The sequence below is a fragment of the Pseudoalteromonas sp. SWN29 genome, assembly GCF_015864465.1.
In the GTDB taxonomy this organism is placed as follows: Bacteria; Pseudomonadota; Gammaproteobacteria; order Enterobacterales; family Alteromonadaceae; genus Pseudoalteromonas.
Map to the genome: position 1 here is coordinate 22,745 of NZ_JADYXE010000010.1, position 20,879 is coordinate 43,623.

20 protein-coding genes are annotated in these 20,879 nt (G+C 39.0%); 6 read left to right on the top strand and 14 right to left on the bottom strand.

Features of this window, described 5'->3' with window-relative positions:
- Positions 1 to 21 precede the first annotated feature (21 nt).
- The 3 genes from I6F53_RS05555 to I6F53_RS05565 form a co-directional block, all read right to left on the bottom strand.
- Positions 22 to 1,248, bottom strand: coding sequence for a threonine/serine ThrE exporter family protein (locus I6F53_RS05555; protein WP_166420359.1), 1,227 nt, complete (start codon positions 1,246 to 1,248; stop codon positions 22 to 24).
- Positions 1,249 to 1,364: 116 nt separating this feature from the next.
- A complete protein-coding gene (locus tag I6F53_RS05560; protein WP_197238821.1) occupies positions 1,365 to 2,594 on the bottom strand; it encodes a glycosyltransferase in 1,230 nt (409 codons plus the stop codon).
- Complete coding sequence (locus I6F53_RS05565) at positions 2,591 to 3,586, bottom strand: LacI family DNA-binding transcriptional regulator (protein ID WP_197238822.1); 996 nt, start codon at positions 3,584 to 3,586, stop codon at positions 2,591 to 2,593. Before I6F53_RS05565 ends, I6F53_RS05560 begins: the two co-directional genes overlap by 4 nt.
- A gap of 166 nt (positions 3,587 to 3,752) precedes the next feature.
- On the opposite strand from I6F53_RS05565, the gene I6F53_RS05570 reads away from it, so the two are divergent.
- Both I6F53_RS05570 and I6F53_RS05575 read left to right on the top strand, forming a co-directional pair.
- Positions 3,753 to 6,215: a S9 family peptidase gene (locus I6F53_RS05570; RefSeq protein WP_197238824.1), complete on the top strand. Its 2,463-nt coding sequence runs from the start codon at positions 3,753 to 3,755 to the stop codon at positions 6,213 to 6,215.
- A 71-nt stretch (positions 6,216 to 6,286) separates the two neighbouring features.
- The gene (locus tag I6F53_RS05575; protein ID WP_166420354.1) at positions 6,287 to 6,904 is read left to right on the top strand and encodes a LysE family translocator; all 618 of its coding nucleotides are present in this window, start codon (positions 6,287 to 6,289) and stop codon (positions 6,902 to 6,904) included.
- A 61-nt stretch (positions 6,905 to 6,965) separates the two neighbouring features.
- Here the strand turns inward: I6F53_RS05575 and I6F53_RS05580 are convergent, their stop codons facing one another.
- The 5 genes from I6F53_RS05580 to I6F53_RS05600 all read right to left on the bottom strand — a co-directional run bounded on the left by I6F53_RS05580 (position 6,966) and on the right by I6F53_RS05600 (position 11,635).
- Positions 6,966 to 7,526 carry an LPP20 family lipoprotein gene (locus tag I6F53_RS05580; RefSeq protein WP_166420353.1) on the bottom strand — a complete coding sequence of 187 codons (561 nt, stop codon included), beginning with the start codon at positions 7,524 to 7,526 and terminating at the stop codon, positions 6,966 to 6,968.
- Positions 7,516 to 8,814: a transglycosylase SLT domain-containing protein gene (locus I6F53_RS05585; RefSeq protein ID WP_166420352.1), complete on the bottom strand. Its 1,299-nt coding sequence runs from the start codon at positions 8,812 to 8,814 to the stop codon at positions 7,516 to 7,518. Before I6F53_RS05585 ends, I6F53_RS05580 begins: the two co-directional genes overlap by 11 nt.
- Before the next feature lie 9 nt (positions 8,815 to 8,823).
- Positions 8,824 to 9,609 carry an ETEC_3214 domain-containing protein gene (locus tag I6F53_RS05590; protein ID WP_166420351.1) on the bottom strand — a complete coding sequence of 262 codons (786 nt, stop codon included), beginning with the start codon at positions 9,607 to 9,609 and terminating at the stop codon, positions 8,824 to 8,826.
- Between the two features lie 67 nt (positions 9,610 to 9,676).
- The gene (locus I6F53_RS05595; RefSeq protein WP_231616546.1) at positions 9,677 to 10,513 is read right to left on the bottom strand and encodes a TonB-dependent receptor; all 837 of its coding nucleotides are present in this window, start codon (positions 10,511 to 10,513) and stop codon (positions 9,677 to 9,679) included.
- 54 nt (positions 10,514 to 10,567) lie between these two features.
- Entirely contained in the window at positions 10,568 to 11,635 is a 1,068-nt protein-coding gene (locus I6F53_RS05600; RefSeq protein WP_166420349.1) for a hypothetical protein, read from the bottom strand.
- A 302-nt stretch (positions 11,636 to 11,937) separates the two neighbouring features.
- Here I6F53_RS05600 and I6F53_RS05605 point away from each other — a divergent pair, with 302 nt between their 5' ends.
- Positions 11,938 to 12,210, top strand: coding sequence for a DUF2798 domain-containing protein (locus tag I6F53_RS05605; protein ID WP_231616547.1), 273 nt, complete (start codon positions 11,938 to 11,940; stop codon positions 12,208 to 12,210).
- Between the two features lie 293 nt (positions 12,211 to 12,503).
- Positions 12,504 to 12,692 carry a DUF2798 domain-containing protein gene (locus tag I6F53_RS05610; RefSeq protein WP_231609700.1) on the top strand — a complete coding sequence of 63 codons (189 nt, stop codon included), beginning with the start codon at positions 12,504 to 12,506 and terminating at the stop codon, positions 12,690 to 12,692.
- Positions 12,693 to 12,737: 45 nt separating this feature from the next.
- On the opposite strand, the gene uvrA is transcribed toward I6F53_RS05610, so the two are convergent.
- Positions 12,738 to 15,302 carry an excinuclease ABC subunit UvrA gene (uvrA, locus tag I6F53_RS05615; protein WP_197238826.1) on the bottom strand — a complete coding sequence of 855 codons (2,565 nt, stop codon included), beginning with the start codon at positions 15,300 to 15,302 and terminating at the stop codon, positions 12,738 to 12,740.
- Between the two features lie 202 nt (positions 15,303 to 15,504).
- On the opposite strand from uvrA, the gene I6F53_RS05620 reads away from it, so the two are divergent.
- Both I6F53_RS05620 and I6F53_RS05625 read left to right on the top strand, forming a co-directional pair.
- A complete protein-coding gene (locus I6F53_RS05620; RefSeq protein ID WP_197238828.1) occupies positions 15,505 to 15,921 on the top strand; it encodes a hypothetical protein in 417 nt (138 codons plus the stop codon).
- A 57-nt stretch (positions 15,922 to 15,978) separates the two neighbouring features.
- On the top strand, positions 15,979 to 16,524 hold the full coding sequence (locus I6F53_RS05625; protein ID WP_165728955.1) for a DUF7010 family protein: 546 nt from the start codon (positions 15,979 to 15,981) through the stop codon (positions 16,522 to 16,524).
- 380 nt (positions 16,525 to 16,904) lie between these two features.
- On the opposite strand, the gene I6F53_RS05630 is transcribed toward I6F53_RS05625, so the two are convergent.
- From I6F53_RS05630 to I6F53_RS05650, 5 genes are all read right to left on the bottom strand, one after another.
- The gene (locus I6F53_RS05630) at positions 16,905 to 17,312 is read right to left on the bottom strand and encodes a hypothetical protein (protein ID WP_165742160.1); all 408 of its coding nucleotides are present in this window, start codon (positions 17,310 to 17,312) and stop codon (positions 16,905 to 16,907) included.
- 393 nt (positions 17,313 to 17,705) lie between these two features.
- Positions 17,706 to 18,605 (bottom strand): haloalkane dehalogenase, encoded by a 900-nt coding sequence (locus I6F53_RS05635; RefSeq protein WP_197238829.1) that lies wholly within the window; start codon positions 18,603 to 18,605, stop codon positions 17,706 to 17,708.
- 20 nt (positions 18,606 to 18,625) lie between these two features.
- A complete protein-coding gene (locus I6F53_RS05640; protein WP_165728952.1) occupies positions 18,626 to 19,324 on the bottom strand; it encodes a DNA alkylation repair protein in 699 nt (232 codons plus the stop codon).
- A gap of 79 nt (positions 19,325 to 19,403) precedes the next feature.
- Positions 19,404 to 20,048, bottom strand: a complete 645-nt coding sequence (locus I6F53_RS05645; protein ID WP_197238831.1) for an SDR family oxidoreductase — start codon at positions 20,046 to 20,048, stop codon at positions 19,404 to 19,406.
- A gap of 80 nt (positions 20,049 to 20,128) precedes the next feature.
- Entirely contained in the window at positions 20,129 to 20,869 is a 741-nt protein-coding gene (locus I6F53_RS05650; RefSeq protein ID WP_197238832.1) for an SDR family oxidoreductase, read from the bottom strand.
- Positions 20,870 to 20,879 lie beyond the last annotated feature (10 nt).

Here is a 20,879-nt window from a genome sequence, read left to right on the forward strand (position 1 = left end):
TTTTGTTAATAGGTTTTTTACTTACAAACTCTTTTTAGGCGGTAGGGCTACGTTGGCAAATATTAGCCCTGCAACAAGCGACATAAATATTAAAAACGTTTGTTGACCAATGTGCTCTGCATATACAAAGTCTTGGCCTTCAATGAGCGAGTTTAAGCCAATATACGTTTTGCTACCCGGTACTAATACAATCAAGCCTTGCATAGCCACAATAGAGGCGGGCGCATTAGCAACGCGGTTAAACAAGTTACTAAATATACCTACCGATAAAGCACCCACAAACGTCCCTAATGTGTAATCAAGGTACATAGCCGAGCCAATACTGGTGCCATAAGCTATAAAGCCTGATGCAATAGACCAAACAGCATGCTTAAGTTTGGTTCTAAAAATAACTATTAAGCTGCTACAAAGTAAAAATATAGCTAGCCATGCGGTCCATTTTGGTAATGGCTCAGGTTGTACAAAGTCGGCTTGCCCAAAGAGTGCAAAGCCAATACCTATACCAATAAAACCGCCAAAATAAAGCTTAAACAACAGCATAAACGAGTCCATTACTCGCGCAGTTCCCGACACTAAATGCCGCGCTGCCAGCTCTGCTAAACCAAGCGCAAGTGCTAAACCGGGTATAAACACAATAATGGCTGAAAGTACCACCAAGCGTATGTTTATTTCGGGTGTTATATACACGCTCACTGCACACGCAAGTATTGCCGATATTATGGCCACTAATGGCTCAAGCATATGAGCTACGCGTTTTGAGCGACCCGACCAAAGCACAAACACATAAACCACTAAAGTAAGTAGCGATGACCAAATAACATCAGTCCAGCTAGTACCCATTAACATTGCAAACGCACCACCAGAGGTTGCAAACGCAACACCAGTAATAAGTTTATTGTATGGGTTTGGCATAACAAAAATAGCGTCTAGTTGCGCGTCAACTTCTTGTAAACTTAGCTTGTCGTCAAGCATTTGGTTTACAAGATCGTCGGTGTCGGCAAGTGAGCCTAAATCGTGATCGCCAGGGTCTACACGTGCAACATGGGTATACTCGTCTTCGTGGCCATCAGTCCAAATAACAAACGTTACAGAGGTTGGCGACATAACAAATGACGATTTAAGTCCTAAGTATGTAGCTACTTCCATTAGGTGAGCTTCTAAGCGGTAAGCAGGCGTACCATATTTATGAAGCATTTTACCCAATTTAACGATAAATTTGCGTTTTTCTGTAAAGGTTGCAGTTTTCAAATCTTTTTGGACCAAATATTGCGATAACTAAGCTAAAAATATAGACAATACAGCTAAAACTGCCCACGTTTGATGGGCGCGATTTTAAACACTAATTGGTGTGTGTCTAGTCATTTTTAATCTAATTTTTTATTTTTTTCAGCTATCCATTGCGACATGTATTGAGTGCTGCGCATTGTATGATGTTTGAGCATTTGGCCTGTGAAGTTTTTTTCGCGATGGGCGTTTAAATCGCTACTTATTGAATCAACTTTTTTAATTAACGCAGCGCTTAATTGGGCTTTGTTGTACAGCGTATTAAGGAGTGTATTGCCATCTTGCTGCGCTTGAACAAAGTCACTTTGATTGGTGTACATTTCAATGGCTGCACTTGCAAAATCATCAGCTGTGTTGGCTATTTTACCAGGCCATGGTAAATCGTTATGCATGCCCTCTGCGCCAATATTGGTGGTAACGCTGGGTGTTTGCATAATCATGGCTTCAAGTAATTTACCTTTAATGCCTGCACCAAAGCGAAGTGGCGCTAAACATACGCGTGCGCTTTGCATTACATCAAACGCATTGTCGGCCCAGCCTTTTATTAAAAACCCTGTTTTAGGGTTGTTAAGAGCCGTGGCTTTTGGTGGTGGGTATGAGCCATAAATATGTAGCTCTGCTTTTGGTAGTTGCTTGCGAATAAGTGGCCATATTTTTTGTAGGTAAAGTACAGCATCCCAGTTTGGTGCGTGTCTAAAGTTACCTATGGTCATAAAGTGCTGGCGCTGCTCAAACGTTTTTGTACTTGTAGGTAGTGAGCTTAAATCAACCATAAACGGTAAATGGTGTAATAAGCTTGGCTCTATTTTAAATACACTGTTTAGTAGGCTCATTTCATAACTTGAAATAATTAAGCTTAGGTCGCAGCGCAAAATAGCGGCAATTTCGCGTTTTGCTATGTCTGAGTGTAAATCGCTGGTTGTAAATTCACGCTCAGCTTTAAATGCTTCGTGGCGAGCGTTACGCAGGCATTGTAAATCTTCGGTATCTAAAATTTTAACTGCATGAGGGCAATGTTTATCAACACGCCAGCCAAACTGTTCTTCCATCATAAAACGGTCAAACATTACTATATCTGGATTGTAGGCTTTAACGTATTCGTCAAAGCTATCGCAGTTTAGTGCAATGCTTTGGCTCGTTATGCCAAAGTCGTCAAGGTTTACCATGTGGTCGGTACGCTGCGCAGGCGTTGCAAATTCAACGTCCCAGTTTTGCGCTCTAAATGCATTTAATAACGACATCATGTGCGTTCCTGCAGCAGACGAATTTGGCTCTGGCCATACGTAGCCAATTACCAGCACTTTTTTCATTGGCTAGAATCTCTAATTTGTAAGTTTACATTTACCAGTGTTTTTACTGGCGGGGCTGTATTTTGTAGTAGCTCTTGCAGTATTAAAAGGCACCGCTTGGCTATATCAGTTGTACTTATAGCAACGGTGGTTAAGTTGTTATCTATAACCGCGCTATTAGGAATATGGTGGCAACTCACTACTTTAATAGAGTGATGTGTTAATGAGTTAATAGCGGCAATAACACCTTGAGCAATTATATCGTTTGCACACACAACCGCGTTTAATACTGGGTTGTGATTATACGCTTCTATAAAGGCATGCTTAGCGCTAAGTGCTGTGTTTACTTCGCAGTGAATGGGCGCAAAGGGTGCAATGCTATGCTGTGCGCACGCTGTATTAAAGCCACTTTGCAGTGCTTGTGAATCACTTAAAGTAAGTTCACTGCCTATAAATGCAATGTCTGTCACGCCTTGTGCGAGCAAATGCATGCTGGCTACATGGCTGGCTTTTTTATAGTCGGGTAACACACAAGGAGCTGCACTAAAGGGCACTTCACTCATAAGGGTAATGACTTTGTGTTGTGCGCTGAGCGTATCAAGCCATTGGGCGCACGTATTAGCAACAGGGCAAATAATAAATGCGGCAGCGTTGTATTCTTTTAAGTTTTTAACTGCATTTGCTTGTAGTTCAAGGCTGTTATTACTGTTTACAATCATGGCTTGTAGGCCACTTTCGTTTAACAAAAGTTGTAGGCTGGTGGCAAGTTTCGCCATAGTTGGGTTAGTTAAATCGTTTATTACTATGGCCACTAAGTTAGAGCGCTTTGAGCGCATAGCTGCAGCATCACGGTTATAAACGTAACCTAGCTCATCAATCGCTTTTAATATTTTTTGTTTGCTGGCATTACCCACTTTATCGCTTTGGGTAAGTACCAAAGATACGGTTGATTTTGATACACCAGCACGCTTTGCAACATCAAAAATAGTGACGGATTTAGCTTTGTTATACATTGTATTTTATGTACCGCAGTGGTGAATAAATAGCGTTGTAGTTTAGCTTAATCAGCACTATTAAGTCATCTTTTAGAGCCGTTTAACTTACCTTAATACTTTATGAACAAAGCAAAACGTGTTTATATACGTCTATAAGAGTAAAAAATAACAAAAGGATAAAAACATGAGCGCTTTTAGGCTGTTAGTTGCCTTTATTTGTTGTGCGGCATTAGTGCCAACAAGTTACGCAGAGCAAGGGTATCAAACCCCGTCACCTGAGCTTGCCGCTTTGGTTGATGCTAAGTTAGCACCCACTAGTTACTTATCGAGCGATGGCCAGTGGCTAGCATTGTTTGAACGCAAACGCGTAGTAACCCTTGATGAACTTGCAAAAGAAGAGCTTAAGCTTGCGGGTATTAAGCTAAACCCTGCTAATTTTTCGCGCTCTCGTGTGAGTGCCAAATTTAGTGCGTTGGAGCTAAAGCATGTTCAAAGTGGCACGGTTATTAGCATTAATAACCTACCTAATGGCATTATTCGCTCGCCTAAATGGTCATCTAATAGTAAATATTTAGCCTTTGTTGTTGAGCAACCAACCCAAGCCAACTTATGGCTTTACAGCGTTGAAACTAAACAAGCAAAAGAGCTTTCAAGCGCGGCATTAAATTCGGTATTAACATCATCACCTTATAAATGGCTACCAGATAGCAGCGCCATAGTTGCAAACCTCGCTGTTAATTTTGGCAAGCCTAGGCTTGAAAATAACAGCCAAAGTGTAGTGCCAGTTATTCAACAAAGTACCGGCGAAAAAGCACCAGCACGTACTTACCAAAATTTATTAACAAGCCCGTTTGATGAAGCGCAATTTAAGTTTTACGGTCAAGGGCAATTAGCTTACGTAACACTTGACGGTAATACTCAAGCAATAGGTAGCCCTTCTTTATTTAAATCGTTTTCGGTATCACCTGATTCTACCAACATTTTAGTAGCCGGTATTAATGAGCCGTTTTCGTATCAAGTGCCTTACAGCCGATTTGCAAGCACATGGCAAATATGGGGTATGCGCGGCTATGCATTAGCAGAACTGGCAAAACAGCCACTTGCCGATAACATCCCGCAAGGTTATGACAGTGTTCGCACTGGCCGCCGAGACTTTGAATGGCGAGCCGATCAAGGCGCTGAGGTTATTTGGGCTGAGGCGCAAGATGGCGGCGATATGAAAACCGACGTTGAGCATCATGATTATGTTTACAGCTTACGTGCACCCTTTAAACGCGAGCCTAAATTATTTGCCAAAGTAGAACGCCGTTATTCTGGTATTGAGTGGGGCAACGAAAACGTAGCCATGCTGACAGACTGGCGCTTTAGCGATCGCCAAGTTCGTACTTACATAGTGCAACCACGAAATGCCGACAGAAACCGCGTTTTATTTTCAGAGCGTAGTTATAACGATGCGTATAAAGACCCTGGTAATGCAATTTATGAGCGCAACGATTTAGGCGCAAACGTTATTAAAATTGTAGGTGGGCGTTACATTTACCTGCGTGGTAATGGCGCATCAGAGCAAGGCAATGTGCCGTTTTTAGATAGGTACGATGTTAAAACAAATAGCAGCAAGCGATTATGGCAATCAGAAGCGCCGTATTACGAACGTGTACGTGCACTGCTTGACGACGAAGGTGAGCGATTTATTACTATTCGTGAATCTAAAACTGAGCAACCTAACTTTTTTATACGCGATTTAGGCAACGACACGCTAACACAGCTAACTAAATTTGCTCACCCGTACCCTGCATTTAAAGGCGTAACTAAAGAGCAATTACGTTATAAGCGCGACGACGGTGTTGAGCTTTCAGGCACGCTTTATTTACCACCAGGGTACGATAAAACACAAGGCCCATTACCTGTGCTTATGTGGGCTTACCCACTTGAATACAAAGATAAAGCCGTAGCATCGCAAGTACGCGAATCGCCTTATGCATTTACCTACATTGGCTACTGGGGCCCAATGCCTTACCTTGCCAAAGGGATTGCTGTGTTTGACGACCCTAAAATGCCAATTGTAGGTATTGATGGCAGCGAGCCAAACGATAATTTTAGAAAGCAGTTAGTATCAAGCGCGCAAGCCGCTGTTGATGTATTAGTTAAAAAAGGCATTGCTGATAAAAATAAAATAGCCATAGCAGGGCACTCATACGGTGCATTTATGGTTGCTAACTTGTTGGCTCACACTGATTTATTTAAAACGGGTATTGCCCGCAGCGGCGCGTATAACCGCACATTAACGCCGTTTGGTTTTCAAGGAGAAGAGCGTGATTTTTGGCAAGCACAAAGTGTTTACGCTAATATGTCGCCGTTTTTCCATGCTGAAAAAATTAACGAGCCAATGCTAATGATCCACGGTCAAGAGGATCCTAATTCGGGTACTTTCCCAATGCAAAGCGAGCGCATGTACGCTGCACTTAAAGGGCTAGGTAAAGACGTGCGTTTAGTCATGCTCCCTTACGAGGCACATGGTTACCGCGCACGTAAAAGCTTATTACATGTATTGTGGGAACAAGAGCAGTGGCTAGATAAGTATTTGTTAAATGATACAGCAGAGCCAGTAGAGGTCATTACTGAACCCGTGGTAAGTACTGGGCAATAGTAATAAACATGAGTAAGCAACAGCGCGGCTACTTATAGCCGCGTTTTTGCCTTTTATATAAGAGTAAATTAATGATTGATGTAGCAGCACTTGCGGTTTTTATTCCTACCTTCTTTTTTGTGTCTATAACGCCAGGTATGTGTATGACGCTCGCCATGACACTCGGTATGAGCATTGGCGTGCGCCGCACATTATGGATGATGATAGGTGAGCTGCTAGGCGTAGCAACCGTTGCCATAGCTGCGGTATTAGGCGTTGCAAGCATCATGCTAAATTACCCAGATGCGTTCGCTATTTTAAAATGGGTAGGCGGTGCATACTTAATTTATATTGGCGTTAACATGTGGCGAGCCAAAGGCAAAATGTCGGTCGATACCTCAAAGCCAAGTGACGTAAGTAGGCAATCACTATTTACGCAAGGTTTTGTAACCGCAATTGCTAACCCTAAAGGGTGGGCGTTTATGATTTCACTACTGCCGCCGTTTATTAGTGTTGAGCATGCTGTAGCCCCTCAGCTTTTAGTATTGCTTGGTGTAATAATGGTCAGCGAATTTGTATGCATGTTAGCTTACGCAACAGGTGGTAAAAGCCTACGTTTATTTTTAGCCCGTGGCGATAACATCAAATGGATGAACCGAATAGCGGGCAGCTTAATGGCTGTAGTAGGTGTGTGGTTAGCATTGGGCTAATTATTAAGGTTCTCTAATTAATATAACAACCCTAACTTATATTAGGGTTGTTATGAAACGCTTATTTATCTAGCGCTTTAAGCTCATCAGTTGTTGTTTTTAATCTGAACTCACGATAAAGCATATCTTCATCATTAGGGCTTAAATTCTTTCCTGACGTTTCGATTAATTTATCAAATAAAGGCTTAGTATTTTCCATAGTTACAAGCGCACATAACTGCTTCTTTCCATCTAAGCGAGCAAAACCAATTTCTTTAGCAATAGCTCCTACTAAACTTTGCTCAGCTACCTGTTTACTTATTTGAGTAAATGATGAATTAGTCGTCGTTGAGTCTTGCTGTTGAGATTGTTTGTTTATTAGTGTATCCATTACTTGCGCTTTAGCACTAATTTGAGTTGCTAGATCTGCACGTGCATTGGCAATAGCTTGTGCTCTACTTGCAGCCATATTTCCTGTCCACACTACACAGCTAGATGAAGCCAAACCGCCCTCGGGTGCTGTAGGTTGTAAAACCCAGCTTGGAACAGAATCGTTTTCAGCAAGAGGTTGAGACTGTTGTGGCGTTGTACCACATGCTGTAATAACTCCAGCAACTGCCAATATTAAAAGTTTATTTCGCATGATTTACTTCCTTATTGTTTAGGTTCCATTGTTCTAAGTTTTTTTGATATTGAATATCTAATTTACTTACCTTTTGTAAATACTTTTTTGTTTCGTCGTACGGTAAATTACTTACAAGTTGCGCGTACACACCTTCGCTATCTAATTGGTTTATTAAGACTACCGCTTTATTTATATTCGTACTTTTATTTAAGTTAAATGCTTTGGCTACATTACCAGCGCCAGTATTATAAGCTGCAATGGCACAATATCTTCGGCTTATAGGATTATTAATTTTGCGCAAATATCGGGTAGTTAAAATATCTAAGTATCCGGCACCGTAAGTTATATTAGTTTTCGGGTCGAATAACTCTTTAGCTGTTGGGGCTATATCTTTTTTAAATTGTCTGCGAGCAACATCTAAGCCTGCTGAATTTGGCACTATTTGCATTAATCCAAACGCTGGAATATGCGATTTTGCATTAGGATCAAATGACGACTCAGCATGTGAAATAGCTAATAGTAAAGATAATTGGTCTTTAGAAAATTGGCTGTAATAAGTAACAAAAGGTGCTACTTTTTTTTGTAGATAAGTATCGGGTAAAGCGAAAGTATGCGACTTAATGCGTTTGTAGGTAAGGTTTTGTTTTTTTGTTTTTTTAAGCGCATTGTTTAACTTACTAATACGTTGTTTTTTTTCTTTGGTAAGTTGCTCTTTTTGGGTATCAATTTGTGCTTTAGGTAATTGCTCGTTTTTATCTAAACTACTCAATGATTGCTCATGTTGAAAAGTAATTTCATTAATTAACGCGACTTCACTTTCATGTTCGTCTGGCTGTGCTTTTATATCAACTTTTGCTGTTTTTACTGCTTTATCGAGTAAGCTAGGGCTCTTAAAAATATCAGTTAGAACTGGCGATAATTTAACATTATTTAACAGTTGATTTGTTGCTAATAATTCTTCTTGAGAACTTTCTTTTAGCCCTGCTTCATTTGAGTCTTCAAGTGTTTGTACAGTCACTGTCGAATTTTGTTCATCAATAATAATACGTGTTTTTTTATCCGCACTATATTCAACACGCTCTAATAATGAACTTTGTATTGGTTTTGACCAGTTTTGCAATAATCCATCTCTAAATTTATCGTATTCCTCGAGATATGCTTGTCTGAATGCTTGATATTCCAACTGATGATCGTTTTTAAAAGTGGTCTGTTTTACAAGTTGCTGTTTTTTAAATTCTTCAAACGTCGGCGTTGTAGCCCCGCTGTAAGCACTAAATAAAGCAAAAAATAATAAAGTGTGACGCATTTTTTATCCTTAAAAATAAGCGTTAAATTCATACTTGGTCAGTAATGAATCAGAGATGTATTCACTAGATAGCTCAGAAACTGCATAAAATGTAGCCGCAGTGTTAGCAAGTATCTCGGTTGTTTTAGCTAAGGCTTTTTCATCGTCTTGAGTAAGCATTAACTCATCAAGTTTAAATAAAGCTTTTTGCGTTTCATCAAGTAATGGTGCGTAGTTACTAAAGCCAACGCTAAGGTTCAAAAACATACCTTGAGCATTTAACTGCTTTGACTGCATATAATATTTAATATTATGAGAATCAAAATAAAATTCGTTACTTGATTTTATAACATCGCTTAGACTATTAACTCTGAGCATTTTTTTATTAAAAGGAATTAAGGGGGTAAACTCCGGTACCATAGCTTTATCGTATTTTAAGCTGTGCACAGCGATGCCAACTATACGAGTATTTTTATTAATAAGTGTGAGTAAATATTTCGTATTTTTGTAATACCTATATTCGTAATCAGCATTCAAAGATGATGTTTTAATTACTTGCGGAATACCTATTTTTTTTTCAGCGTAAGGTAAATAGTTGCCAATATCTAGCGCAGTAATCTTTTTTTCTTCGATTTGGTTCGTAAAGTGAGTAACGAATCCGTCGTACCCTTCAATTATGAGTGCTTTACTATCGGCCCAATTTCCAAGACCCATTAAAGTAACCATAAGTAAAATAAAGTAACCTTTCAATTTAGCTAACAAAGATTTATTTTCTTCAGTGTTAGCCTCAGGCTCTAAGTTATTTCCTACAGACATTTTCATCCTTAAAATATAGTTTATCAGTGTTAAATATAATTGTTTAAAACATGGCTTAACATAATCGCTAATAAGAATCGATTGCAGTATTTTTTAACTTTACAATGCTATTTATTAAATTAGTTGTGCTGTCTTGATTTGCTAAATGAGTTAGCTCGATTTTTGAGCGTTTAGAGTAGCTCAAACCTTTTCCTTCAAAACGTTGTTGCCAAATAGACTTTTTGCTTTGTGTATCTATTTGAAGTTTTAACTGTGTAATCACAAGTTTACTTTGTGCTTTTATTATCGAGTTTTTAACTAAATAGGTCACTTCGCAAGCCGAGTTTGTTAATTTATATCCATGCTGTAAAAGTTGCTCAGTTAATAACTCTGTAAGTTGAGAGCTATTTTCGCCCGTTACTTTTAAGCAACTATTTTTTGCGCCTAGCATCGCTTGTTGTTGTTTTATTTTTTCTTGTTGGCCTTCTTTAAGATCAGCTTTACTAATTGAAATAGCTGCATATACAGTACAGTTAATAGGGTCTACATAACGATCATATACTTTTGCGCTTTTTAATAGCTGATTGGTTTGAGACTCAATTACCGATTTGTAATCAGAATGGCTTACTGTGCTTGATGAGGTGTTTTTAATTATTTCTTTCACTGAAATATCAGTGTTTAGTAATTTTGCGAGCTCTTCACGAGCATTTTTAGCTGACCGACGTTCATCAATTGTTTTTAAACCAGAGCATTGTGAGGAGCCTGAACTAGCTAATTTTTCATCATCAACAATATCGATTCCTACCCACTTAGGTTGGGTATTTTTTGAATAGTATGAACTGCAACTACAATGTGATGCTGCATTAGTAAAAAAAGGGCTTAATGCTATAGCCGCTAATAGTAGTGAGAGTATTCTAGTAGTCATAGTTTCACCAATAGCAATAAGGCCTAACAAAAAGATGATAGGCCTTAACTTAAATTATAAACGGTTTGAGGTTGTTGCTAGAGTTAGCTTTGCGTTATCAGATTCACGCTCAGTAACTCTTACTTGGCCTTCAATAACAAACTTAAGTTCGTCAACATCTAATGTTAAGTTGCTCGCTTTATCATAATACGCTTTTGCTAATTCTAAATCGTTTGCTCTTTCTGCACACAGACCATTGTTATAGTTTATCGCTAATGATTCTGAATATTGGCTTTGGGCTTTGGCAAAGATTTTACAAGCGTTATCAGGCATGTCTTTTTCTGCAAACTCAATAGCTAGGTCTAATAACTCTTCTGCCTTATCAGTTAAATCTGAATCATCAGATTCCATTAATTCTATGTTTTTAGTTACTTGGTGTGGTGCAACATCTTGTTTTAATTCTTCTATTACAGCAGCGAGGGCTTTGCCTCTTAGCACTGAATCAGATGGATGAGGGTCGTCACCTTTACATACTTTACTACTAGATTGGTGTGAATATTGTTTAGTAAAAATAATTTGCCCTGTTTCTACAGATACAGCCTTAGGCATAAAGTATACTTTCGCAATTTTTTCTGAGCATTGAACCGTTACTTCTCTAGATTTTTCACACTTGTACCATTTATCACCTTTTTGTATACATTCACTGTCTTTTTCGTAGTAAGTAGAGGTGTCTACATCTGCTGTGTAACTAGCAGTGACAAGTGTATCTGCACCTGTAAGTTTACCTAAGCGGGTTCTATTTTTTGAGTTAGTGATATCGCTTTCATTGAACCGTTGTTGCTCTATAATTTTACTAAGCGAAGTTTTATCAACAAAGGTGAAGTAAGATTGGCCATTCACACGAATGCTTGAAAGATTTGTTTCAATTATACTTGTAGCCGCGCTTCTGTTACTTGAAATAACCGCAATACGTTTCATTTTCTCAGTGCCGCTTTCTTTTGCCGCTTCTGTATAAATAATAGGTAATTTAGCCGTTGTGAGGGAGTTATTTAAACTAGTAATACCTTTGTTAAGAGTGTCAGTAACTACACAGCCAGAAAGCATTATGCTTGATATTAAAGCGATTTTTATTCCCTTTATCATCTAATTAGTCCTTTATTAAGTTAGCGTTCATTTAAAGTGTTTTTAACATTTGTTACTGTGAGGGTCAACCATATAGATGAATATATACTTTTAAATAAGCCTTTATTCTTATTTTTAGATGAGTATATTACAGTTAATTAACTTAGAAAGCCCAAAATAAAGTTAGTAAGAAACTACAGTTAATAATCAGATTTATTAATTCATTATTTGTAAAACAGTTTGGTCTTATAGTTGGTTGACATTGTCAATCAATTTGATATGGTAGACTTTGTCATCTAATTTAAAGCCTAAGGTATGCCTAAATGAGTACTCCTGTAACCGTAAATCTAGCACTAGTTGAGCCTAAAAAAACGCCTCTTATTTATAAAATACTGGTAATAATGAGTGCTATTACTTTAATTGGCGGGAGTTTAACAGGCGTGATGACCTATGTGAATGTGGGTGTTACAGAGCATTTTTATGCCGACTGGTTTACCTCGTTTATAAGTGCGGTATTAGTTATGGCACCTATTGGTTTTGTAATGATGACCTTAATACATACGCTAGTTGCTAAGTTATTACTTAGGGCGTATTGACCTTTGGTGGTTGAATTTGCAGCAGTGTGTTTGGTTTTTAGGCAAGGCAGAGCCTATGTAGTGTGGTTATTCCCCATAAATAGGCGATAACGCAGCATAAATACCAAACATGCGCTGCCCGAAGGGTTCTTTCTAGGGACTATTAACTCTTTGTTGCTCGGTTTTTACTTAGCCCACTAGGTTACAAACCTCGCGCCGTGATTTAATCGCCCCTAGATTGAACAAATTTCAATCCACAAAGATAAACACGCCCTAGTAGCGAGCTAAAACGTAACTTAGTTATTAGTGTTTTTATGGCGTTGATAATGGAGTCGGTGATGGCGTTTGTTACCGCTACTAACAATATTGGCTATGCAGATATGCGTGTATTTGTAACTGGATGGACTGAAGGGCTATTAGCTGCATTACCAATAGGTTTAACTATAATGCTGATAATGTCGGTTACAGTAAAACCTAAAATAGAACGCTTTTTAAAAAGCTAATAACAAAAAAGAGCCATTGGCTCTTTTTTATTATTTAGTGTTTAGCTAAATTGCGCCATTCAAAAAGGGTGCTGTTCGGCTTATTTTAGATTGAGCTACATCGGTAGGTTTACCTTGCGCTACTATCAACCCGCCTTCATCGCCTGCACCAGGGCCTATATCAATAACCCAATCACTATTGCTGGCTACTTGCATATCGTGCTCAACCATAATAACGGTGTTGCCGGCATCAACGAGCCCATTTAATTGCGCCATTAACATGGCCACATCTTTAGGGTGCAGGCCGGTAGTTGGCTCATCTAAAATATAGAGGGTATCGCCGCGTTGTGTGCGCTGTAACTCTGTGGCAAGTTTAATGCGCTGCGCTTCACCGCCCGAAAGTTCTGTAGCTGGTTGCCCCAAACGTAAGTAACCAAGACCCACTTGCAGCAACGCATTTAGCGCACGTAAAATAGCGGGTTCATCGGCAAAAAATGTATGCGCCGACTCAACTGTTAAATTAAGCGCATCGGCAATGGTTTTATCCTTGTAAGTAACCTCAAGTGTTTTTTCGTTATAGCGTTTACCGTTACACACAGGGCAAGGCGAATACACACTAGGTAAAAATAAAAGCTCTACGCTTACAAAGCCAACACCTTCGCAGTTTTCGCAGCGACCTTTTTTTACGTTAAACGAAAAACGACCTGCATCGTACTTACGCGCTTTTGCCTCTTTGGTATTGGCAAACAGTTTACGAACATGATCGAATAACCCCGTGTAAGTTGCCAGGTTAGAGCGAGGTGTGCGTCCAATGGCTTTTTGATCAACCGTTATTAGGCGTTTTATATGCTCAATGCCTTGAGTAATTTTACCCTCGGTTGTTATATCGAGCTCTTGGTCGAGTAGTTCGGCTTCATCTGTAGGTATTTGTGGCAGCGATTTTTGCCCAAGTGCATCGTAAACAAGTTCAACTAAAGCTTGGCTGACTAAACTCGATTTACCAGAGCCAGACACGCCCGTAACGCTTGTAATAACACCTAGCGGAAATTCTACATCGAGTTTTTGTAAATTATTACGCTCAATACCGGTAAGCTTTAACCATACTTTTACGCTGCGTTGTTGTTTGCTACTTTGGCTTAAAAGCTTCTCATCATTTTTAAAAAGATATTGACTAGTGTGCGAGCTGGTCACTTTTTGCAAGCCTTCAACAGGGCCGCTATAAACAATATTACCGCCGTGAGTACCTGCATTTGGGCCTACATCAACCACCCAATCGGCGTGGCGAATAACACTTACGTCGTGCTCAACCACAAATACTGAGTTACCCGCTGCTATTAGCTCATCTAACGCGGCTAATAATGCTTGTGTATCTGCCGGGTGTAAACCTGCTGAAGGTTCATCTAATACATAAACCACCCCAAACAGTTTTGAGCGAATTTGCGTAGCAAGCCTTAGGCGCTGTAATTCACCAGGCGATAAAGAAGGAGTGGTTCGTTCAAGCGATAAATACCCTAAGCCAAGTTTGGTAAGTGCTTCAACTCGTTTAAGAATGTCGCTGGCTATACGCGTTGCTACTATGGCTTTTTCTGGGTTGGCAGTGTTGTTTTTAGGTTTTTTATTAGCTGCAATACTAAGTGTTTGAGCCAGTTCACTTAATGTTAGCTGCGAGATTTCGCCAATATCAAGCCCAGCAAATTTAACCGACAGCGACTCTTTTTTCAGCTTTTTGCCATTACACTGTGGGCAGGGTGATATTTGCATATACTGCGACACGCGCTTTTTAGTACGAGGGCTTTGAGTGCTCGCAAACGATTGTAAAACAAAACGTTTAGCGCTCGAGAATGTACCCATGTAACTTGGGCTTTCTTCATTTTTAATAGCCGCTTGTGTTTGCTCAAGTGTGTACTCAGGAAATACCGGCACCGTAGGCGTATCGTCGGTAAATAAAATCCAATCGCGTGCTTTTTTAGGCAGAGTATTCCAAGGTTTATCAATATCGTAACCTAACGAGGTTAGTATGCGGCTTAGGTTTTTACCTTGCCATGCTGGTGGCCACGCGGCTATTGCGCGCTCTCTAATTGATTTAGTGGGATCGGGCACTAGCAGCTCTTCGGTTACGTTAAATACACGGCCAATACCGTGGCATTCTGGGCACGCGCCTTGCGGGGTATTAGGCGAAAATGCATCGGCATAAAGTATACCTTGGCCTTTTGGGTATTCACCCGCGCGCGAGTACAACATACGCAGTCCGTTAGAAATAGTCGTTACGCTGCCCACAGATGAGCGTACCGACGGCACACCGCGTTGTTGCTGCAATGCAACCGCAGGTGGTAGCCCTTCAATTGAATCAACATCGGGCTCGTCTACTTGATCTATTAATCTGCGAGCATAGGGCGATACCGAATCAAGATATCGATGTTGCGATTCGGCAAATAATGTTCCAAAGGCTAGTGATGACTTACCCGAGCCCGATATACCGGTAAAAACAACAAGTGAATTACGGGGGAGATCTACATCCACATCTTTTAAGTTATGAACACGTGCGCCTCTTACTTGAATGCTGTGCTCAGGGTTTAATAAAGCCGATTGTGCATTATTAACCGCTTGGGGACTTTTAGGTGTGGTTGGCATGTAGTTTACTCCTGTTTAATAACCTTATGATTACGCTAGCTTTTCAAGGTATAAACCTTACAGTAGTCTCACTGAATGTGCGCTTATTCAAAATATACGTTAAATTATGATTATTGTGCGTTTACATAATAGGTAAAAACTGAGAGTATAAATTTTCAACGATTGTTTTTAAAAACACAATTTAATAAAGGGAAGTTGCACTGTGTTTAAAGCCTTAGTTTTGATTTTTATCGTGTTTTCATCGGCAGTCGCTGCCAACACCTCAAACACTCTTAATAATGTATTAAATGTTGATCGTGCTATACCCCGCAGTATTCATTTATCGTTTCCAAACGATAACAAAATAACGCCTAAAAAATCTGACTTCACAATTTTAAATTACGTTCTTATGAGCAATAACGAAGGCGAGCGCTGGGCCGTTATTACGCTAAATAATTTATCGTCAGGCAACCGCGAACTCAATCAAGAACATATATTAGCATTGTTTGCAGATGGCAGCAGATTAACGCCAATAGAATTTAAGCTCGGTTTTAAAGGTAGTGAAACACAATCAGTCACCGTCTCGTTTGCCGAGCATAAGTTTCCTATTTTAAGTGTGTATTCGAGTAACGAGCTGTAATTATTATTAGTGCGATCATGCTGCCTTAGGTTCTTGTTTTAAAGTTAAGGAATTACTATGAAATTTGAAGATGCGCAACAAAATATGAACCTCGCATATTTTGGTGGTGGAACGGGCGTATTAGTGTCTGGCTTGGTTTGGTGTATAGCTGGCTTTGTCGCACTACTGCATTCAAATCAAGTAAGTATGCTTACTTTGTTTTTTGGTGGCATGTTTATACATCCTTTAGCCATATTACTTTCAAAAGCGCTTAAACGCTCTGGCAATCACGACCCTAAAAACCCATTAGGTAAATTGGCCTTAGAAAGCACTATTATTTTATTTGTTGGTTTGTTTTTAGCGTTTTACGTAGCAAAACTTCAAGCTGAATGGTTTTATCCAATAATGCTGATGATAATTGGTGTTCGTTATTTAATTTTTAACACCTTATATGGCATGAAAATCTATTGGATTTTGGGTGCTTTGCTTATGTTTTTTGGCATGTTATGTATTATATTAAATGCCAATTTTGTAATTGGCGCATTTATTGGCGGGATAACCGAAATACTATTTGCGCTAGTGATATTTGCCCAATCGAAAGGGCTGGTTTTAAAAACTGAATAACAAGCGGTCATAATGGTAAAAGTAGTGTGCTGTTGGCGGTGTTTGTCAAACTAGTTGTCGCGATCACTTCGTTATGCACTCTCCACTTTAACGGTTTCACGTTCAGGGTTTAGGTGCACTTCTTCTGGTAAATCACATTGCAAAAACGCCAGTAGATAAACCTTTTCAAAAATTTGCTTGGGAAAAGTAGTCTTTATTATAGCTAATTAATATTAGCTATAATTTTTTGGTTTTTTAGGCGCTTTGGAGCGACTGTGGATTAGCTTCCTAAGGCGGAAATGGGCATAAAGCGACTTGAAAATTCATCTCTAAATGAGTAGCCAGACCTATGATTTAATTCAAATGATACTATTTTAAAATTACACAAGTATCGTTTTTCTCTAGCCAAGTTCTAGTATTAAATTACGGAGCTTATCAGCTAGATCAGGTGACTTAATTAAAGCACCATGACAAGGAAGTAAAATTTTAGGCGGTGAAATTTCAATAAGTTGCATTACCGCGCTGGCAAAGACTTTTCGATCTTTAATACCAAAATTAGGAAATACTTTAACCATTTTTACAATGTCACATATTGGGCCTTCAGTATGTTTTTGGCCCGAAAAGGCATCCACAACATGCCAAATATAGCCAATCTGCGCTGACTCTATAAGCCAAACCTCACCATTTTTCAAACCACTGGGTTCTTCTAGGGTAAGTCCTTCTGGTAGTGCATTGGCTAGCGATGATAATTCTTTGAACGTTAGCCCTGTCCTGTCAGTCAAGCGTGCATGAGCACTCTCAGATGCCACTAAATGAGCTTTTGGGGTAGGCTTTTGAGTATTCTATCAAACCAGCATTATGGTAGGTATAGAGGCGAGTAGATATTGGACTTCGCCTAATTCGATTAGGCTATCTTTAGCCTCTTCACTGAGGCCTGACACTGGACTATATAAACAAACGCCACCTGTTCTCAGTTTAATAGCCGTGCATCTAAGGCTATTTTTGGTGGCGGTATATAATGTAGCAGAGCCATCAACTGCTTCAAACGTGGATAATTTAGCTGCCATCGGTACTTTCTTTGTCGTGGTCAAATTATAGTGTCAAATTATAGCGGTCAAATAAATCTGCTCATGGTTCCGTAGTCTACCCAATATAACGCTTAAGCATTTTTTCTATTTGACCACTAGCCCTATAATTAGTGTTTATTTAATAACTTTTTTATACCAATCGACAATACCTTCACCAATTTCGTGTGGATGCGACTCTTGTAGATAATGCTTTCCTTCACCTAAATCTACTGCAGTAATATTTTTCCACGTTTCAGCGATATGCTCACCTAATTCTCGATTAATAATTAGTCCTGGCTCTGCATAAAATAACAACTTAGGCACATCTGAATTTTTGTGGTATTCATTATATGAATTAACAATGTCAGTGGTAAATTTTGGGACGCCATCAAACGAAATTTGACCAGGCCACATAAGCAGTGGTTTACGGCTCTTTTCTTCCAAATAAGGCGCTCGGTAATGGTCCATTTCTTCTTGAGTTAATTCTCTGCCCGCCATCATGGGTAGCATAGCCTCAATAAAGAAGTTGTTTTTAACAATCATTTCATGCCCTTCTGCAGGGTCACGAAATTTTTTAAATAATGTTTCTGTCTCTTTAGTCGTATTTTTCCAATAAGAAACTTGAGACATAGCTTCAAAAAAAACAATCCCTTTTATATTTTCTCTATGCTGATTGGCATAGTTAAAACCTAAAGCAGAACCCCAATCTTGAATGACTATAATGATATTTTTTAAGGCTAACTTTTCAATAAACGCATCTAAATAGGTAATATGGTCTTCAAATGTATAGTCTATATCGGGCTTGTCAGACTTACCCATTCCAATAAGATCGGGAACAACTACACGACCTAACGGACTTACATGCGGAATGATGTTTCGCCATAAATAACTTGATGTAGGGTTTCCGTGTATGAGTAAAAAAGTATCTTTAGAACTTTTGTCTCCTTCATCTACATAATGCATTTTAGAATCTAATACAGCTTGAAATTTAGATTCAAAAGGAAACGCTGCTGATATTAGTTTGTTGTTTGACATATTTATTCCTTTTTAAATGTTTAAATTGAATTTTTGCGATTTAAAACTCTTGCTGCTTTTCTAATTTGCTTCAGTTTTTCCCGTTTTGTTTTATCCCATTTTTCTGTACCTGCACTATATCCATAAGCACATATTTTAGTTGCGTTTTCAAATAGAAATTCTTCCTGCTCTTTAGGGTATATATTTCCTATTTCTCTAAGTGTCCAACCCACTCCTTTTTCAACATAATAAGCGTGGTCAGAAATTAAAGGTGCTACCAAATCTATAAGTACTTGAAAAGGTAAATAGTGTTTTCTATGAGCGCTGTAATAAAGTAAACCCACTATGCTTTGTCTTCTATGCCATGGGTTTGTAGACGTATTCCATTTTTTATACGTTGGCAAAATTAATGCTGCATCATATTCTACTAATTGAGCATATATTTTTGAAATGCCATCGCTTGTTTCCCATCGATTAATTTTGTCTTGCCATAATTTAATCGTTGGCCAAGCGGCCAGCATTTCATCTTTGTTTTTAATATGCTCCTCCAAGAAATATAAACAAAACATTTCAGCTCTATACACTTTGGTGTTCGTCCAGATATAACTCCATATCGCTAGTTGTTCATAAAAAGACATGTGTTTAAAAGAAAAACCTCTTTCAAAAGCTTTTCTTTGTAAAGGAACGGTTTCACCTGCTTTAGAAGTGATTGTTTCTATTTCTTGAAGGTAGTTTTGCATATTATTTAAAACTCTAATATTAATAGCTTCTTTCGCTAATATATTATTTTATAGTGGTTAGCGAATCGTTGGTTATAAATTAATTGCTAGCGGTTAATGCCGAGCTAATTACTTCATTACCATGATAAAGTTCAAATATCTGGTTACTGACTTCGTCACGATTAATGTAATACTCTATTGATTTAGCGACATCTTCTCTGCTAATGAATAAATCATTCGTAGAAGTCGAACGCGTGGTTGTTATGAGCCCGTTGCCTTTATCATTAGTAAGGAGTCCCGGTCTAAGAATGGTGTAATTTAGGCCACTGGATAATAGGTACTGATCGGCAAAATACTTTGCCACCAAATAGGGTTTTATTTCTGATTCAAATTCGTCAGGGTCTTGTGCGCCTAAACCACTTACCATTACAAAATGTTGTATACCTTCCTTTAAAGAATAATCAACTGCTTTTTTTGCTGCCCATAAATCTATTAGAAGTGTTTTATCGTCGCCTGTATTACCGCCAGAACCTGCACTAAATACTACTTTATCGCAGTCCTTAAAAGCGTGTTCAAAATCAGTTTCAAGATCGCCAACAACAGCCTCTACACCCATATTTTCTAACTTCTCAGCTTGTTGTTTGCTACGAACCATTGCGACAACTGGGCGATCCTGATTGTGAAGCAACTCAACCACTATTTTACCAATCTGGCCATTAGCGCCAATAATGAGTGTTTTTTTCATTTTTTATACCTTTTAAAGCAACTGTTTCACGTTGACCTGCCAAACAAAATACAAAAAAGGCAGGATCAACTCACATTAGATTAGAAGTCTTGAATTGTTGGTCTGATAATAATTTCGTTAATATCGACATCATCTGGTTGTTCAATCGCATAGGCGACAGCTTTAGCAATAGATAACGCTGGAATAGCGACTTTATAAATATCTTGAACAAATTGAGAGGTGGCTTCATCCGAACTACCGAATTTTAATTCAGAATCAATTAAGCCAGGTGATAATAGCGTTGTACGTATATTGCCACCCACTTCCGCTCTCAATCCTTCTGTTATCGCTTTAACCGCAAATTTTGTACCGCTATAGACAGCCGAACCCGGTGAAACTTTATGTGCAGCAACGGAAGCGAGATTAATAAAGTGACCACTATTTTGTTTGGTAAACACGGGAAGTGCAGCGGCGATACCGTAAAGTACCCCTTTGATATTAATGTCGACCATGCGATCCCATTCATCAACCTTAACCTCAGCCATCGGAGCAATTGACATCAAGCCGGCATTATTGACCATGACATCTAAGCGTCCAAAAGTCTCAATCGCCTTGTCGACAAGCATTTTAACCTGATCGGATTTGGTGACATCCATCGTGATATATTCAGCTTCACCACCCTCAGCACGAATATCATTTACGATAGCTGCTAGTTTTTCACTACGACGCGCACCCAATACGACTTTAGCGCCTTTTTGAGCCAGAAAACGCGCAGTTGCTTCACCTAAACCACTGCTTGCACCCGTTATAACAATCACTTTATTTTCAATATTTGTATTCATTGGATATAGC